Consider the following 15,759-nt stretch of genomic DNA (forward strand, 5'->3'; position numbering starts at 1 on the left):
TAAGCTCAAGGGAAAGTGCTCACGCCGAGTGTATGCCCGATGCGGTGACACCGGATCGGCGGGAGTCGTCACCGAGCGCGCGACGTGCCATCACGACGATGGCGGAGAAGTGAGGAAGACCAGATGGCCGCTGTTGGTGCAGTGCTGACCCGGGAACGAATCATCGGGGACATCGCCGACATCCTGGAGTTGCCCGCATCCGAGATCACCGACGAGACAAACGTTCTCGACATCGGACTGGATTCGGTGCGGTTGATGTCGCTGATCGAACGGTGGCGCGCCGCGGGTGCGGTGCAGGCAGATCTGGTCGCCCTCGCCTCGGACCCGGTCGTCGGCTCCTGGGTGCGCGAACTCACCGCGGCCGCCGCGTCGACGCCGGACTCCGCACGATGAGCGGGCAGCGAGATCAGGCGCCCGCCGTGACCGAAGACGTCGATGTCGTGGTCGTCGGCGGTGGACCGGGTGGCTCTACCACCGCCACGATGTTGGCCAAGAGCGGTCGGCGGGTGATCCAGCTCGAGAAGGAGACCTTTCCCCGGTACCAGATCGGGGAATCGTTGCTGCCGTCCACGATTCACGGTGTGTGCAAACTCCTCGGCTGCTACGAGCAGGTGCGTGACGCCGGATTCATGCACAAGCGCGGCGGTAGTTTCCGGTGGGGTACCAATCCGGTGCCGTGGAACTTCCTGTTCGCCATCTCACCCGAGTTCGCCGGCGAGGGGAGTTACGCCTACCAGGTCGAGCGGATGAAGTTCGACCAGATCCTGCTGGAGAACTCGGCGGCCAACGGCGTCGACGTCCGGCAGAACAGTCGGGTCAACGGCGTCGACACCGACGACAGCGGACGCGTCGTGGGTGTGCGTTACGTCGATGCCGATCGCGTCGAGCATCACATCCGCGCCGCCTACGTGGTGGACGCGTCGGGCAACTCCACCCGACTGACCCGGCACGCCGGCGCCGAACGCGTGTACTCGGAGTTCTTCCAGAACATTGCGGTGTTCGGGTACTTCGAAGGGGGCAAACGATTTCCGGCCCCGGACAGCGGCAACATCCTGTGCGCGGCATTCGACGAGGGCTGGATCTGGTACATCCCGCTGTCGGACACGCTGACGAGCGTCGGCGTCGTCATCGCCAAGGACAAGGCCGATCACGTGATCAACGCGCAGGAACAGACCCTCCTGCACTACATCGATCGCTGCGAGATCGTGCGCGACATGCTCGCCGATGCCACCCGGGTGACCGAGGGGACCTACGGTGAGATCCGGCTGCGCAAGGACTACTCGTATGCCAACACCCGCTTCTGGGGCAATGGCATGGTGCTCGTCGGCGACGCCGCGTGCTTCATCGATCCGGTCTTCTCCACCGGGGTCCACCTCGCGACATACTCCGGTGTGCTGGCGGCCCGATCCATCAACAGCGTGCTCGACGGCACCGTGAGCGAGGACCGGGCATTCGGCGAATTCGAGGGCCGCTACCGGCGTGAGTACGCGGTGTTCCACGAATTCCTGTCGGCGTTCTACGACATGGAGCAGTCCGAGGACTCGTACTTCTGGAAGGCCCGCCGGGTCACCAACTTCGATCGCACCGATATGACCGCGTTCGTATCCCTGGTGGCCGGCGGCTTCTCCGGCGAGCAGGCTCTCACCGACCCGTCGCAGATCATCGAACGCTTCCGCGCATCGTCGGACGCCCTCACCCGGGCCGCCGCGAAAACCGGTGGTATGGACACCGATTCGGGTCAGCGGATGGGGCACATGTTCTCCGCTCCGGTGGTCCGCGACGTGATGGAGGAGATGAACGCACTCCAGGCACGCGGGGCGGTGGGTGATCGGGCCACCGAGCCGCCGCTGCTGGCGGGCGGGCTCGTACCGTCGGCCAACGGTCTGTCGTGGGCCGAGCCGGCCGATGTACCGGTCTGATCGGGTGTCGCGGTCGGTGGTGACCGGGAACCACCGACGGCCCTGATGCTCGGACATCTCGCCCTGGTCCTGATGGCCGCGCTCGGCTGCGGCATGATCGCGCAGCGACTCGGGCTGCCGGCGATGACCGGGCAACTCGCGGCCGGAGTGATTCTCGGGCCGTCGCTGCTCGGGGCGGTGCTGCCCCCGGCGTGGAGTTTCGGTACCGGCGATGCGCTGCCGCTGGTGTCGGCCGTGGGTACGCTCGGCGTCGTCCTGCTCGTCGGGCTGGCCGCCGTCGACCTCGACGGTGCCTTCCTCCGCCGCCGTACCACCGTGCTGGCGTCCGTCGGCGTCGGATCGTTCGTGATCCCGCTGGTCGCCGGAGTGGTTGCCGGACTGCTGATTCCGCACACGCTGCGCGGGCAGTCCGCCGGCACCACCGAATTCGTGCTGCTGCTCGGAACGGCGTTGTCGGTCAGCGCGATTCCGGTGATCGCCCGCATCCTGACCGAGCTCGACCTGATGCGCAAGGAAATCGGTCAGCTGACCCTGGCCACCGGCACCCTCACCGACGTCGCCGCCTGGGTCATCCTCGCGGTCGTCTCGGCCATGGCCACCTCCGGGCTCCGGGGTTCCCGGTTGCCGTTGACCCTGGGAGCCCTGGCGGCCCTGCTGGTGGCGACCTGGCTGTTGCGACGACCGGTGAGCTAGGCGCTGGATCGTCTGGAGACCTCCCGCCATCGCTCGGAGACCGGCGGGATCGTGGTGTTGGCTCTGATCGCCGGTGCGGCTCTGACCGGGGCCGTGCACCTCGAGCCGGTCCTGGGTGCATTCCTCGCCGGGGTGATCATCGGCCACCGGGGCGAGTCCGTGATGGCGCCGCTGCAAGCGATCACGAGCTGGGTGCTGGCCCCGGTCTTCCTGGCCGGTGCGGGACTGCACCTGGATCTGCACCTGATCGCGCGTCCCCAGGTGCTGCTCGCCACGGCGGGGCTCCTGGTGGCCGCGGTGGTGAGCAAGTTCGTCGGTGCCTATGCCGGTGCGCGCATCGCACGGATCCCGAGGTGGGATGCCGCCGCGCTGGGCGCAGGACTGAACGCGCGGGGCGTCGTCGAGATCGTGATCGCCTCCGCGGGACTGCACATGGGCGTCTTCGGCGAAGAGATCTACATGATCGTGGTGCTGTTGGCCGTGGTCACCTCGATCATGGCCGGGCCCTGGGTTGCCTACTGCGTGACACGCAGCGCGCGTGTGGCAGTCATCGACGTTGCGCCGGAACGTGATTCACCCGCACCCCCATCGCCGCAGACTGCTGCCCCGACGATGCCTACCCTCGATCGATCCTGAACGCATCGAGGACGGCCGCGAACTTGCTCTCGGTCTCGGAGACCTCGGCATCGGGGTCCGACGCCGCGACGATTCCACCGCCGGCCCAGGTGACGGCACTGCGGCCGTCGGCGGCGATCTCGGCGCAGCGGATGGTCACCATCCATTCACCGTCGCCCCCCGCGGTCGCCGACTCCGACCAGCCCACCGCTCCGGCGTAGAACCCGCGGGGCCCTTCGGTGGCCAGGATGTGCTCGCGGGCCGGCCGCGTCGGGGTTCCGCAGATCGCCGGGGTCGGATGAACCGCCAACGCCAGATCGAGGGAGGTGATGGACCGCTCGGTGATCGTGGCCTCGATGGGGGTGCCGAGATGCCACATGGTCGGGGTGGTCATCAGCACCGGTTCCTCCGGGATGTGCAGGGTGTCGCACAGTGGCGTGAGCGCTGCGGCCAGGGCGTCGACGACGTAGCGGTGTTCGGTGTGGTCCTTCGTCGAATTCTTCAGGGCGCGACCGCGTTCGGCGTCGATCCGCGGATCGGGGTGGCGTGCCGACGAGCCCGCCAGGGGATGGGCGGTCACGGTGGTTCCGCGTTTGCAGATGAGCACCTCCGGGCTCGCGCCGACGAGGTGGGCGCCGCGATGCCCGGATGCGGCCGAGAGGTCGGTGACGAACACCGACCCGTTCGAGTCGGCCGCCCGCATCCGTGCGGCGATCTCCCACGGTGAGATCGCACCGTCGGCACTGAGCCGAAGGGTCCGGGCCAGCACCACCTTCTCGAGCTCGTCGGAGGGGTCGGCGAGGCGTCGAACCGAGGACACCACACGGCGTCGGTGCTCGGCGGTGTCCGGATCGGCGCGTTCGATCGCGGCGTGCGGGACTCCAGCGTGCGGGATTCCAGTGTGCGGGGTTCCGGTGTCGGGGATGCCGAGGCGGGTGGACGCGGTCCAGGTGCCCGTGTGCTTCGACACCGTCTGCGGTGCCCACAGGGCGGCGTCGTCGGTGGTGTCGAATGGTATGGCGCCCACCACCGCCCGCACCGATCCGTCACGCAGGGCCGACGCGGCCAGGGTGACGTCGGCGAACGGCTGCTCGACGCCCGCGGCGATCACGTGATACTCGTTGCGACAGAACAGGAACCCGCCTGGGTCGGCCGATTCCGGCCTTCCCTGATGGCTCGTGGTGGCGGCGTCGGCGGTGACATCGCGGGTGCTGACGATCGAAGGGTTCATCTCGTTTCTTCTCCTGAGCAGGACAGCGGTTCACTCTGGTTGTCGGATCGTCTGGTGCGCTGACCCACATGCATGCCAGATGAACCCACTGCTGAACCTTAGGTTAGACTTACCTTCACGATAGCTGGCGTCCGGTGCGGGGGCCGACGGCCGGGCATGAGACGACGATCTCACCGGGTCATCGAAGCGGTGGCCTTCCCGCCCCGATCAGGGTGCCATGACCGACCCGGCGCCATCGCAGCCACCGCCGGTGTCAACGTAGAGGAGTAGCGCGTGTGCAGTGACAGTTCCACGACGGATGTGGTGGGGATCGGTTTCGGTCCGTCGAACCTGGCGCTGGCCATCGCCATCGAGGAACACAACAGTGCCTTTCACAACGGGGCCTTTCACACCAACGGCGCCATTCACTCCGACACCCCCACACAGCGGACCCCCGACCAGCGCCCACTGTCGGCGCGATTCCTGGAACGGCGTGACCGGTTCGAGTGGCACCCGGGGATGTTGTTGCCGGGCGCGACGATGCAGGTGTCGTTTCTCAAAGATCTCGCCACTCAACGCAATACGGCCAGTCGGTTCACGTTCCTGAACTACTTGTCCGAGCGTGGCAGGCTGTCCGACTTCATCAATCTGGCCACCTTCTTCCCCCTCCGGTCGGAGTTCCACGACTATCTCGGATGGGCCGCCGACCGGGTCGACATCCCGGTGCAGTACTCGACGGAGGCCTCCGATGTCCGGTGGTCCGATGGCGTGTTCGAGGTGGTGACCGCCTCGGGTACCCACCGGGCGCGCAACCTGGTACTCGGCGGCGGCATCCGCGGCAAACTGCCCGCGGGCGTGTCGGCCGGGCCCCGGGTCTTCCACAACCATGACCTGCTCACCCGTCTGGCCGCGTTGCCGTCGACGCCGCACGGACGGTTCGTGGTGGTCGGCGCCGGACAGAGCGCCGCCGAGGTGACCGCATACCTGCATGCCGAAACACGTGCCGAGGTGCACGCCGTGTTCGCCAAGTACGGCTACACACCCGCCGACGACAGCCCGTACGCCAATCGGGTCTTCGATGCGTCGACCGTCGACGAGTACTTCGCCGCCGAGCCGGCCTGGCGTGAGCGATTGCTCACCTATCACCGCGGCACCAACTATTCGGCGGTGGACCCGGAGTTGATCGAGGAACTGTACCGGCGCGAGTACACCGAGCGGGTCGCCGGCGACCGCCGGTTGTTCGTCCACGGATCCACCGAGGTCGTCGACATCGTCGAAACCGATGACACCGCGCGGCTCCGGATGATCCATCGGCTGACCGGAGAGGAACTCGATATCGATTGCGACGCGGTGATTTTCGCCACCGGCTTCGAGCCCACCCCGATCGCCGACCTGGTCGGCGGCCTCGCGAGGCGATGCCATTCGGATGTGCATGGACGGCCGATCCTGGATCGGCAGTACCGCGTGCGCACCGATCCCGAGGTCACCGGGTCGATCTTTGTGCAGGGCAATTCTGAGCACACCCACGGTCTCACGTCGACGCTGTTGTCCAATGTCGCGATCCGGTCCGGGGAGATCGTCGACACGATCCTCGGCACCGGCACCGGCACCGGCACCGGCACCGGCACCGGCGCGGTACCCAACGGAACCGACGGTGTCGCCACCTCGGTGCGGGTCTCGACGCCGTCCGGACTGTAGGCGGTGGTGTGACCGGCCGGCCTCAGTGTCCGACGACGGCCGGCCTCAGTGTCCGACGACGGGCGTCAGGGTCTCGCCGAGCAAGCCGACGCGGCCGGCGATGTGACCGTTGGCCGGAGCGTTGACGGTGAAGCCGTCGATTCCGGTGGCCAGCAACTCGCCGTAACGGGCCGCCACCTCCTCGGGCGAACCGACGATGGTGCTCGCATGCCGGACCTCGGCGCGGGGATTTCGCGCCAGGTATGCCTCGAACTCGCGGATCGCCTGATCGTGCGTCGGTGCCACGCACGCCGACGTCTGCAGGCTGACGGTGATCTCGGAGCGATCGCGGCCGAGCTTCTCGCAGTGGCCGGCCAGGGCGTCGAGTTTGCGACCGATCTCGTCGGGCGCACAGATGATGTTCGATTCGTCGGCGTACTGGGCGACCATGCGCAGGGTCTTGCGTTCGCCGCCACCGCCGATCATCACCGGGATGGCCGACACCGGCGCCGGGGAGTTGATCGCGTCGGCGACCTGATACCACTTGCCGGCGAGGGTGGGACGCTCGCCCCGCAGCATCGGCAGGATGATCTGCAGCGCTTCCTCCAACTTCTCGAACCGGTCGGTGAAAGTACCGAATTGGTAACCGAGAGAGTCGTGTTCGAGTTCGAACCAGCCCGCGCCGATGCCGAGCTGGGCGCGGCCCTCCGATACCAGATCGAGAGCCGTGATGGTCTTCGCGAGTAGCGTCGGGTTGCGATAGGTGTTGCCGGTGACCAGCGCCGACAACCGCACTCGTGAGGTGTGTTGGGCCAGCGCCGAGAGCAGGGTGTAACACTCGATCATCGGATCGTCTGGTTCGCCCAGAATGGGCAGCTGATAGAAGTGGTCCATCACCAGCACCGTGTCGAAACCGGAGTTCTCCGCCTCGACCGCCTGCGCGGTGATGGTGGGAAACAGGTGATCGGGTGCGATGCCGGGATAGGTGAAATTCGGAATCTGATAGCCGAGGCGGGTCACCGCATCAACGCTACGCCGAGCCCTCGCGATTGCCGACCGTTCGGGCGAGTTCGGCGATGGTGTCGATGAGATCGTCGAACACGGCCTCGACGTCGGTGGTGGTCGCAATCGCGGCATTCGGTTCGCCGCCCCACATTCCGCGTTCGTCGGCCACCGTCGTCCCACGCGTGAGCGGTCCGGTCAATTCCACCGCGACCTGCGCCGGACGGGTCGTGACGCGCGACGGATTCAGCGCCACCATCGCGGCGAACGGATCGTGCAGGTGCGCGATATATCCCTCGTCGTGCGCGTGGTGGAACTCGAGATAGAAACGCACCGCATCCATCACGTGGCGGATGAGGTGATTGCTCGCGACCGAACGCAGGCCGGGTTGGTCGGACGGATCGGGGCATTCGAGCGGCTCACTGCCCGCGGCGGCGGCCAACCGGACCGCGTGGTCGGGCGTCAGTGCGATGGCCTCGGTGAGGTCGAGGGAACACACGATCGGCGCCGGTGTGCCGGCGACGCCGAACGCGGCGAAGACCTCGGCGGCGGCCTCCGGATCAACGGCGACATTCCATTCCGAGGTCGGAGTGGTGTTGCCGTGCACATGGAAGGCACCACCCATGATCACGAGTCGGCGAAGTCGGTAGGGCAGCTGCGGATCACGGCGGATGGCGGTGGCCAGCGACGTCATCGGTCCGGTGACCAGACCCACCAACTCACCCGGATGTGATGTGGAGGCGACGATCCACGCATCGGCGGCGTCGTCGTCGGCGACCGCGCGCGTGCTGGTGGGCAGTTCGGCGTATCCGACGCCGAGTGGTCCGTGGGTGTCCTCGGTGGTCATCAGATCCGCGACCAGCGGGACGGCGGCGCCGAGATGGACCGGCACGTCCTCACGGCCGCACAGGTCCAGCCAGGCGAGATTGTTGGCGGCGACGACGTCGGCCGGGACATTCCCGGCGGTACTCGCGATCCCGACGAGGTCGACGTCGTCGCGCCCAAGGAGATACAGCAGCGCCAGGGAGTCGTCGATGCCGGTGTCGCAGTCGAAGAAGAGTCGCGCGGTCATCGGGCCATTGTGCCTGCCCGGCCTGTCCAGCAGGTTCGACATCTCGGCTCAGATGCGTACGGTCGGAGGGCATGACTGATCGAGTACTGGCCTTCGAATGGACGGACACCACGCGAATGTGGTTGGTGGAGACCCCGGTTCGGATCGTCGCGTATCTGATCGGGGCGTTGGTGGTGCGCTACCTCGCACACCGCCTGATCGACCGCGCCACGCGCGGCGGTGGTGATGGCCGCGGCATGCCCGCGGTGGTGCGGCACCTGCGTGAGCGGGCACCGGGATCGATCCCGGACGAGACGATCATCGCGCGGCGCACCCAGCGAGCCCAGACCATCGGCTCTGTGTGCAAGTCCACGGTCTCCATCGTCGTGCTGGTGTGGTTGTGCCTGGCGATCCTGTCGGTCCTCGGGGTCAACATCGCACCGTTCATCGCCTCGGCCGGCGTCGTCGGCCTGGCCATCGGATTCGGCGCACAGAATCTGGTCCGCGACTTCGTGAGTGGCGTGTTCATGCTCCTGGAGGACCAGTACGGGGTCGGCGACACCGTCGATCTCGGTGAGGCGATCGGCGAGGTGGCCAGTGTGGGTCTGCGGGTCACCACGGTCCGCGACGTCGACGGCACCCTCTGGTACGTCCGCAACGGCGAGATCGTGCGGGTGGGCAACATGAGTCAGGATTACGCCGTGGCCCGGGTGGAGGTGCCGGTGTCGTTGCGCGCCGATCTCGACCTGGCTCAGCGTGTGGCCGTGGAGGCGGTCCGTGCCGCGATCGACGAGGACGCCGAGCTGGCCCGTGATGTCCTGGACGACCCGCGGATGCTCGGGATCCAGGAGGTCGCCGCCGATCTGGTGACACTGCGGATGACGGTGACCACCCGGCCCAACGCGCAGTGGGCGGTGGCGCGCCGCCTGCGCCACGAGATCTTGCGCGGATATGAGCGCAACGGGATTGACATGCCCTATCCGAACGGCAAGGTGCTCGTCGGTCGGACCGCGGACTGAGCCGATCGACGTCACTGACGCGAGATGGGCGAAAACCGCAGGGCCCCGGGAAGATTCCTGGGGCCCTGCGGTGTACGTGTGTCCGAGGGGGGACTTGAACCCCCACGCCCGTTAATAGGGCACTAGCACCTCAAGCTAGCGCGTCTGCCATTCCGCCACTCGGACTTGCGTTGCCGTGGTGGGAGTGAACCTCTCACACCGGCGGCGATAACACTAACCGAGGTTGCCCCCGTATCCCAAATCCCGTAGGAGTGAGGGGTGACCGATGAGCCTTTCGCCCCGCGCGCGGTCGACGAAGTCGTCGATCTCGTCAGTACCCTCATCCGCTTCGACACCAGCAACACCGGTGAACTGGAGACCACGCGCGGCGAGGAGGAGTGCGCCAAGTGGGTCGCGCAGATGCTCGAGGAGGTCGGCTACACCACCCAGTACGTCGAATCCGGTCAACCGGGTCGCGGAAATGTGTTCGCCCGGCTGCCCGGCCCGCCGGATTCGGATCGGGGAGCGTTGCTGGTCCACGGCCACCTCGACGTGGTCCCGGCCGAACCGGCCGACTGGAGCGTTCATCCGTTCTCCGGAACCGTCAAGGACGGCTACATATGGGGTCGCGGTGCCGTCGACATGAAGGACATGGTCGGGATGGCGCTGGCGCTGGCCCGCCAATTCCAGCGCGACGGCACCGTCCCGCCCCGCGAACTGGTCTTCGCCTTCCTCGCCGACGAGGAGGCCGGTGGTTCCTGGGGTGCGCACTGGCTGGTGGAGCATCGCCCGGACCTGTTCGAGGGGATCACCGAGGCGGTCGGTGAGGTCGGCGGCTACTCGCTGACCGTCGACCGCCCGGACGGCTCGGAGAAGCGCCTCTATCTCGTCGAGACCGCCGAGAAGGGCCTGGCGTGGATGAAGCTCACCGCCGACGCCACCGCAGGCCACGGCTCGTTCCTGCACGCCGACAATGCGGTCACCGAGGTCGCCGAAGCGGTCGCACGAATCGGTCGGCACACCTTCCCGCTGGTGATCAGCGATTCCGTCGCGGAGTTCCTGGCCGCGGTGTCGGAGGAGAGCGGACTGGATCTGAGTCCGGACGCACCCGACCTGGAGACCTCGCTGTTCAAGCTGGGCAGTCTGGCCCGCATCATCGGGGCCACGCTGCGCGACACCGCCAACCCGACGATGCTGCGGGCCGGGTACAAGGCCAATGTCATCCCGCAGAAGGCCGAGGCCGTGGTGGACTGCCGTGTCCTGCCGGGGCGTCAGCAGGAGTTCGAGGCCGAGATCGACCGCCTCATCGGCCCCAACGTGACGCGGGAGTGGATCACCCACCTCGATTCCTATGAGACGACCTTCGACGGCGACCTGGTCGATGCGATGAACGCGGCGATCCTCGCCCATGATCCGCAGGCGCGCACCGTGCCGTACATGATGTCCGGCGGTACCGATGCCAAGGCCTTCGCGAAGCTCGGGATCCGTTGCTTCGGATTCGCGCCCCTGCAACTGCCCCGCGAACTGGATTTCGCGGCGCTGTTCCACGGCGTCGACGAACGCGTCCCGGTGGACTCGGTCCTCTTCGGCACCCGGGTCCTGGAACACTTCCTGCTCAACAGTTGATCGATTCGCACTCGAGAAAGGCGCTGCACATGGCGACGTTCGACCCGTACGAGGCCCTGCCGAACCTGCCCACCTTCACCGTGACCTCGGAGAACATCACCGACGGCGCCCCGCTGGCCACCCCTCAGGTCAGCGGCCTGATGGGGGCCGGTGGCGCCGACGCGTCCCCGCAGCTGAGCTGGTCCGGATTCCCCACCGACACCAAGAGTTTCGCGGTCACGGTGTACGACCCGGACGCCCCGACGGCGTCGGGATTCTGGCACTGGGCGGTCGCCGACATCCCCGCATCGGTCACGAGCCTGCCCGAGGGCGCCGGCGACGACGAGGGCAGCGGCCTGCCTGCGGGTGCCCTCACCCTCGCCAACGACGCGTCGCTGAAGCGTTTCGTCGGTGCCGCACCGCCACCCGGACACGGACCGCACCGCTACTTCGTCGTCGTGCATGCCGTCGACGTGGAGTCCCTCGGCCTGCCCGACGGCGCCACCCCTGCCTATCTCGGCTTCAACCTGTTCTCCCACGCCATCGCGCGGGCGACCCTCATCGGCACCTACGAACAGCCGTCAGAGGATCTGTAGCGCGCCGGATCCCTGGCGCTCCGCGAGACGGTCGGGCCAGGGATCACCGGCCGGCGTCGCTGCCCACCGCGGCGGCGAGGTCGGTGAATCCGCCGGCACGCACACGTTGGGCGATGCCGTCGTGGATCTCCTTGAGCCACACCGGGCCGCCGTAGATGAACGGGGTGTAGGCCTGCAGCAGGTCGGCCCCGGCGGTGATGCGTTCCCAGGCCTGGTCGACGGTTTCGATACCGCCGACGCTCACCAGCGAGATCCGGCCACCCACCCGGGCATACAGGCGGCGCAGCACCTCCAGCGACCGCGCGGCGACCGGGGCGCCGCTCAAGCCGCCTGCTCCCATCGCCTCCACCTCGTCGGCGGGCGTGCGCAGGCCCGCCCGGGAGATGGTGGTGTTGGTCGCGACGATGCCGGCGAGGCCGAGTTCGACCGCGAGATCGGCCACCGCGTCCACGTCCTCGTCGGCGAGGTCGGGCGCGATCTTGACCAGGACCGGCACCTCGACCTCGGCCAGCACCGCCGTCAGGATGGGACGCAGCGCGTCGACGGACTGCAGGTCCCGCAGACCGGGGGTGTTCGGTGAACTGACATTGACGACGACGAAGTCGGCGTGCGGTCCCAGCAGTCGTGCGGAGAGCCGGTAATCGTCGACGGCCTCGTCGACCGGCACCACCTTGGTCTTGCCGATGTTCGCCCCGACCGGCGCGTGGACCGGTCCGAACCGGGTGGTGCGCAGATGCTCGGCGGCCACCTCGGCGCCCGGGTTGTTGAATCCCATGCGGTTGATCAGCGCATGGTCGGCAGGGAGCCGGAACAGGCGCGGGGCGGGATTGCCCGGTTGTGCGCGACCGGTGATGGTGCCGATCTCGGCGAAGCCGAAACCGAGTTGGCCCCAGGCGTTCACGGCGGATGCGGACTTGTCGAATCCGGCGGCCAGCCCGACGGGCGCGGGGAAGTCGACACCGAAGACCGTCTGCCGCAACAGCGGATCATGCTGTGCCAGAAGGCGAGCCGACAGTGCGCGAAGCGGGGCGAGGCCCATGGAGATCCGGATGGTCTCGGCAACGATCCGATGGATCCGCTCCGGTGAGAGCAGGAACATCAGCCGCAGCATCGGTGGGTAGAGATGGCGGTTGAGTCGTGTCAGCATGCCTGTGCGTCCTCGTCTCCGGGGGCCTCGTCGCTCGCGTGTTCGCCGGCCGTTGTGATGGGCCGGCGCGGTGGCTTGCGCCGCTTGAGGAGCACCTTGCGGGTGCCGTCGGAGTACAGGCGCACCCGGGACAGCTCCCAGCCGCCGAACTCGGCTTCCAGCGACAGACGCATCGACGCGGTGACCCGCGTGACATCTGGGGGCAGACGCACCAGGACGCATTCGTAGTCCTCGGAGGTGACCTCCCAGCCGCGGGGATACCGGGCGCCGTTGCGGATCCCGGCGCGCCCGGACGGGATCGGGGCTGAGGCGGGGCGAGCCGTCACGGGGCGGTTCCCGGAGTGGATGTCACCGGAGTGGATGTCGCAGGAGCGGATGTCGCAGGAGCGGATGTCACCGGCCCCGAACTCATGGGCACACTCCCGGTCTGCTGGGCCGGTGGCACGACCTCGATGCCACCATCGCGGGCGGAGAGCACATAGACGACTCCGGTCTTGTCGTCGACGATGAGTGAATCCGGTTGTGCCACAGTCGAAAATCGATGCTTCTCGATGGGTTCGCCCCCGGCCAGGTCATAGGCCACCGCCTCGTTGTTCCCTGTGGTCGTGACCCACAGCAGGTTGCGGGTGTCGTCGTAGTCTACGGCGTAGGGGCCCTCGGGTACGGGGTAGCGGAATCGCATTACCAGCGGCGAGCCGAAGAATCCCAGGATCTCGTTGTCGCGGGTGTTGGCCACCAGGACCCGGCCGTAGTGATCGACGGTGGCGTTGGTGGCGCCGTTGCCGGCCCGCAGTGCCGGTCCGAGATTGCCGGTGGCCAGATCGATCGGGGTGACCGACGACTGCGCACGATCAAGGACGACCACCTGCTCGGAGCCGAGATCGGCGCCGGGCGGCGACACGGTGATCTCGTCGACCCGGACGAATCCGCCGATGTCGCGCTGGACCTTCAGGTCGGTGCCGATGACCAGCACATGACCGTTGCCGGTGCCCACCAGATAGCGGCCGTCGGTGGTGCGTGTGACGGCGGTCGGGTCATCGGTGTCCAGTGGCGTCGTGAGCACGGTGCCGTCCTCGGCGATCCGCACCAAGGAGCCGGGGCCGACGCCCACGAAGGCACCCGGGAATGCGGCGGTCAGGGCCTGCAGCCGGGGAGTGGTGATCGTCGTCGGCGGCGTCGACATGGATGCGGTGTCGAAGCGCAGCACGCTGGTGCCGCCGGGACCGAGAACACCCAGCTTGCTGCCGGACAGCGCCGACGCCGACGCGCCCGCCGGTGTGGGGATGATCACGCCGGCCGGGGTCGCCGGTCCCGCCGGTGCCGGACTCGGGGTGGCGGGGACGACGGTGGCCACGTCGGTGGCACCGGACTGCGAATCATTTCCCGACCCGCAACCGGCGACGAGGAGACCGGCCGTGACCAGGGCGGTGACCAGGGCGATGGCCTGCCGGGCGCGTATGCGGGAGGGGAGGCGCGGGCGGTCGGCATGCATGGGGTCCATCTTGGACGTACCCGGACGCGCGGACGACGCCGGGGTGAGCGGCGTGACGTCCGCGCACGCGTTCAGCGGCGTCACAGCGACCGGCCGGTAGCATCGGGCGCCGTGACCGACACCATGACGTGGACGCAGTCGATCGTCCTCGGTGCCCTGCAGGGCATCACCGAGTTCCTGCCGATCTCGTCCTCGGGCCATCTGCGCATCGCCTCGGAGTTGATGTTCGGCGAGGACGCCGGCGCCTCGTTCACCGCCGTGACCCAGTTGGGCACCGAGGCCGCGGTGCTGGTGTTCTTCGCCCGCGACATCGCGCGGATCATCGTGGCGTGGTTCCGGGGCCTGTTCGACCGCACCGAACGCGGCCTCGACTACCGCATCGGGTGGTACGTGATCCTGGCCACCATTCCGATCGGCGTGATCGGCTTCCTCCTCAAGGACGAGATCCGGACCGCAGCGCGCAACCTCTGGGTGGTGGCGACGGTCCTCATTCTCTTCTCCGGAGTATTCTGGCTCGCCGAGCGATTCGGCACGCGGCAGCGGTCCATGGAGCAGCTGACCCTGCGTGACGGGATCGTCATGGGTCTGGCCCAGTGCCTGGCATTGATTCCCGGCGTGTCACGGTCGGGTGCGACCGCGAGCGCGGGCTTGTTCCTCGGACTCGAACGCGAGGCCGCGTTCCGATTCTCCTTCCTGCTGGCCATTCCCGCCGTCCTGGCGTCGGGATTGTTCTCGATTCCCGACGCGATCAATCCGACCGGAGAGGGGATGGAGGCCACGGTTCCGCAGCTGATCGTGGCGACGATCGTCGCCTTCATCCTCGGTTACGCCTCGATCGCGTGGTTGCTGAAGTTCGTCAGCCACCACTCGATGAACTGGTTCGGCGCCTACCGGGTGCTCCTGGGCCTGACCGTGATGGGCCTGTTGACGGCCGGGGTCATCAGCGCGACCTGACCGCGAGGCGCGGGTGTGCCTAAGGTTGTGGGATGACCGTGATCCTCGTCCGCCACGGACGCTCGACGGCCAACACCTCCGGGGTGCTCGCCGGACGTAGCCCGGGTGTGGCCCTTGACGACAAGGGGCGCGCACAGGCCGCCGAACTGGTCGGTCGCCTGACGTCGTGTCTGCCGGCCATCACGGCGGTCGCCCGCTCACCGCTGCAGCGGTGCGCCGAGACCGTCGCCCCACTGCTGGCCGCGCTGACGGCCGACGGCCGCGACGTCCCCGAGGTGGTGATCGACGACCTCGCCGAGGTCGACTACGGCTCGTGGACCAACCGCACGATTCGGGAACTGCGTAGTGAGCCGCTGTGGAAGACGGTGCAGCAGCATCCGTCGGCCGCGGTCTTTCCCGACGGTGAGGGGCTGGCCACGGTCCAGGCCCGCGCGGTCGCCGCGATCCGCGACCTCGACCGTCGCTACGGCGGTCCGGACGGGGCGGGTGTGTGGGTCGCGTGTTCGCACGGTGACGTCATCAAGTCGGTTATCGCCGATGCGATGGGGACACACCTGGACTCGTTCCAGCGGATCGTCGTCGAACCGGCGTCGGTGAGCATCATCCGCTACTCCGACGTCCGGCCGTTCGTACATACGGTGAATTCCACTGCCTCGCTGACGATTCCGATGCGTAAGCCGGAATCCGACGATGCCGTGGTCGGCGGTGATCGGGGCACCGATGGGCCCGCCGAAGCGCCGGCGGTGGCCGCGGCCGGCGGGCACCACGGATAATGGCAGTCAACGTGAGATGTGAGGAGG

Annotated in this window: 14 protein-coding genes, 1 tRNA gene and 1 pseudogene; 9 read left to right on the plus strand and 7 right to left on the minus strand. The window is 67.9% G+C overall.

Annotation, left to right across the window (positions count from 1 at the left end; genetic code table 11):
* Nucleotides 1–123: 123 nt before the first annotated feature.
* The 3 genes and pseudogenes from ACWETB_RS05735 (at nucleotide 124) to ACWETB_RS05745 (ending at nucleotide 3,248) form a co-directional block, all read left to right on the plus strand.
* Nucleotides 124–393: a phosphopantetheine-binding protein gene (locus ACWETB_RS05735; protein ID WP_348808637.1), complete on the plus strand. Its 270-nt coding sequence runs from the start codon at nucleotides 124–126 to the stop codon at nucleotides 391–393.
* Entirely contained in the window at nucleotides 390–1,919 is a 1,530-nt protein-coding gene (locus ACWETB_RS05740; RefSeq protein WP_348803810.1) for a tryptophan 7-halogenase, read from the plus strand. The genes ACWETB_RS05735 and ACWETB_RS05740 overlap by 4 nt, the downstream gene beginning before the upstream one ends.
* A gap of 72 nt (nucleotides 1,920–1,991) precedes the next feature.
* Nucleotides 1,992–3,248 (plus strand): annotated as a pseudogene (locus tag ACWETB_RS05745) (cation:proton antiporter).
* On the opposite strand, the gene ACWETB_RS05750 reads toward ACWETB_RS05745, so the two are convergent.
* On the minus strand, nucleotides 3,229–4,458 hold the full coding sequence (locus ACWETB_RS05750) for an isochorismate synthase (protein ID WP_348803813.1): 1,230 nt from the start codon (nucleotides 4,456–4,458) through the stop codon (nucleotides 3,229–3,231). The pseudogene ACWETB_RS05745 and the gene ACWETB_RS05750 sit on opposite strands and share 20 nt — an antisense overlap.
* A 273-nt stretch (nucleotides 4,459–4,731) precedes the next feature.
* Between ACWETB_RS05750 and ACWETB_RS05755 the strand changes: the two genes are divergently transcribed.
* Nucleotides 4,732–6,135 carry a lysine N(6)-hydroxylase/L-ornithine N(5)-oxygenase family protein gene (locus ACWETB_RS05755; protein ID WP_452209892.1) on the plus strand — a complete coding sequence of 468 codons (1,404 nt, stop codon included), beginning with the start codon at nucleotides 4,732–4,734 and terminating at the stop codon, nucleotides 6,133–6,135.
* 45 nt (nucleotides 6,136–6,180) lie between these two features.
* Here ACWETB_RS05755 and ACWETB_RS05760 read toward each other — a convergent pair whose 3' ends face one another.
* Both ACWETB_RS05760 and ACWETB_RS05765 read right to left on the minus strand, forming a co-directional pair.
* The gene (locus ACWETB_RS05760) at nucleotides 6,181–7,134 is read right to left on the minus strand and encodes an LLM class F420-dependent oxidoreductase (protein ID WP_452209894.1); all 954 of its coding nucleotides are present in this window, start codon (nucleotides 7,132–7,134) and stop codon (nucleotides 6,181–6,183) included.
* Nucleotides 7,135–7,144: 10 nt separating this feature from the next.
* Nucleotides 7,145–8,188, minus strand: a complete 1,044-nt coding sequence (locus tag ACWETB_RS05765) for a nucleoside hydrolase (RefSeq protein ID WP_452209896.1) — start codon at nucleotides 8,186–8,188, stop codon at nucleotides 7,145–7,147.
* Between the two features lie 71 nt (nucleotides 8,189–8,259).
* Here ACWETB_RS05765 and ACWETB_RS05770 point away from each other — a divergent pair, with 71 nt between their 5' ends.
* The gene (locus tag ACWETB_RS05770) at nucleotides 8,260–9,186 is read left to right on the plus strand and encodes a mechanosensitive ion channel family protein (RefSeq protein WP_449742853.1); all 927 of its coding nucleotides are present in this window, start codon (nucleotides 8,260–8,262) and stop codon (nucleotides 9,184–9,186) included.
* 79 nt (nucleotides 9,187–9,265) lie between these two features.
* Here the strand turns inward: ACWETB_RS05770 and ACWETB_RS05775 are convergent.
* Nucleotides 9,266–9,351: transfer RNA gene (locus tag ACWETB_RS05775), tRNA-Leu, on the minus strand.
* Nucleotides 9,352–9,444: 93 nt separating this feature from the next.
* Between ACWETB_RS05775 and ACWETB_RS05780 the strand changes: the two genes are divergently transcribed.
* A complete protein-coding gene (locus tag ACWETB_RS05780) occupies nucleotides 9,445–10,791 on the plus strand; it encodes a M20/M25/M40 family metallo-hydrolase (protein WP_449742852.1) in 1,347 nt (448 codons plus the stop codon).
* A gap of 29 nt (nucleotides 10,792–10,820) precedes the next feature.
* Nucleotides 10,821–11,366 carry a YbhB/YbcL family Raf kinase inhibitor-like protein gene (locus ACWETB_RS05785; protein WP_449742851.1) on the plus strand — a complete coding sequence of 182 codons (546 nt, stop codon included), beginning with the start codon at nucleotides 10,821–10,823 and terminating at the stop codon, nucleotides 11,364–11,366.
* Nucleotides 11,367–11,409: 43 nt separating this feature from the next.
* Here ACWETB_RS05785 and ACWETB_RS05790 read toward each other — a convergent pair whose 3' ends face one another.
* The 3 genes from ACWETB_RS05790 to ACWETB_RS05800 are packed head-to-tail and all read right to left on the minus strand — an operon-like array spanning nucleotide 11,410 to nucleotide 14,005.
* Nucleotides 11,410–12,513 carry a quinone-dependent dihydroorotate dehydrogenase gene (locus tag ACWETB_RS05790; RefSeq protein ID WP_449742850.1) on the minus strand — a complete coding sequence of 368 codons (1,104 nt, stop codon included), beginning with the start codon at nucleotides 12,511–12,513 and terminating at the stop codon, nucleotides 11,410–11,412.
* Nucleotides 12,507–12,839 (minus strand): DUF5703 family protein, encoded by a 333-nt coding sequence (locus tag ACWETB_RS05795; RefSeq protein ID WP_449742849.1) that lies wholly within the window; start codon nucleotides 12,837–12,839, stop codon nucleotides 12,507–12,509. The genes ACWETB_RS05790 and ACWETB_RS05795 overlap by 7 nt, the downstream gene beginning before the upstream one ends.
* Nucleotides 12,836–14,005 (minus strand): YncE family protein, encoded by a 1,170-nt coding sequence (locus ACWETB_RS05800; RefSeq protein WP_452209900.1) that lies wholly within the window; start codon nucleotides 14,003–14,005, stop codon nucleotides 12,836–12,838. The genes ACWETB_RS05795 and ACWETB_RS05800 overlap by 4 nt, the downstream gene beginning before the upstream one ends.
* 111 nt (nucleotides 14,006–14,116) lie before the next feature.
* Here ACWETB_RS05800 and ACWETB_RS05805 point away from each other — a divergent pair, with 111 nt between their 5' ends.
* Nucleotides 14,117–14,959, plus strand: coding sequence for an undecaprenyl-diphosphate phosphatase (locus ACWETB_RS05805; protein ID WP_449742847.1), 843 nt, complete (start codon nucleotides 14,117–14,119; stop codon nucleotides 14,957–14,959).
* A gap of 32 nt (nucleotides 14,960–14,991) precedes the next feature.
* A complete protein-coding gene (locus ACWETB_RS05810) occupies nucleotides 14,992–15,732 on the plus strand; it encodes an MSMEG_4193 family putative phosphomutase (RefSeq protein WP_452209902.1) in 741 nt (246 codons plus the stop codon).
* The last annotated feature ends 27 nt before the right edge of the window (nucleotides 15,733–15,759 follow it).

It is taken from the genome of Gordonia sp. NPDC003950 (assembly GCF_053605205.1).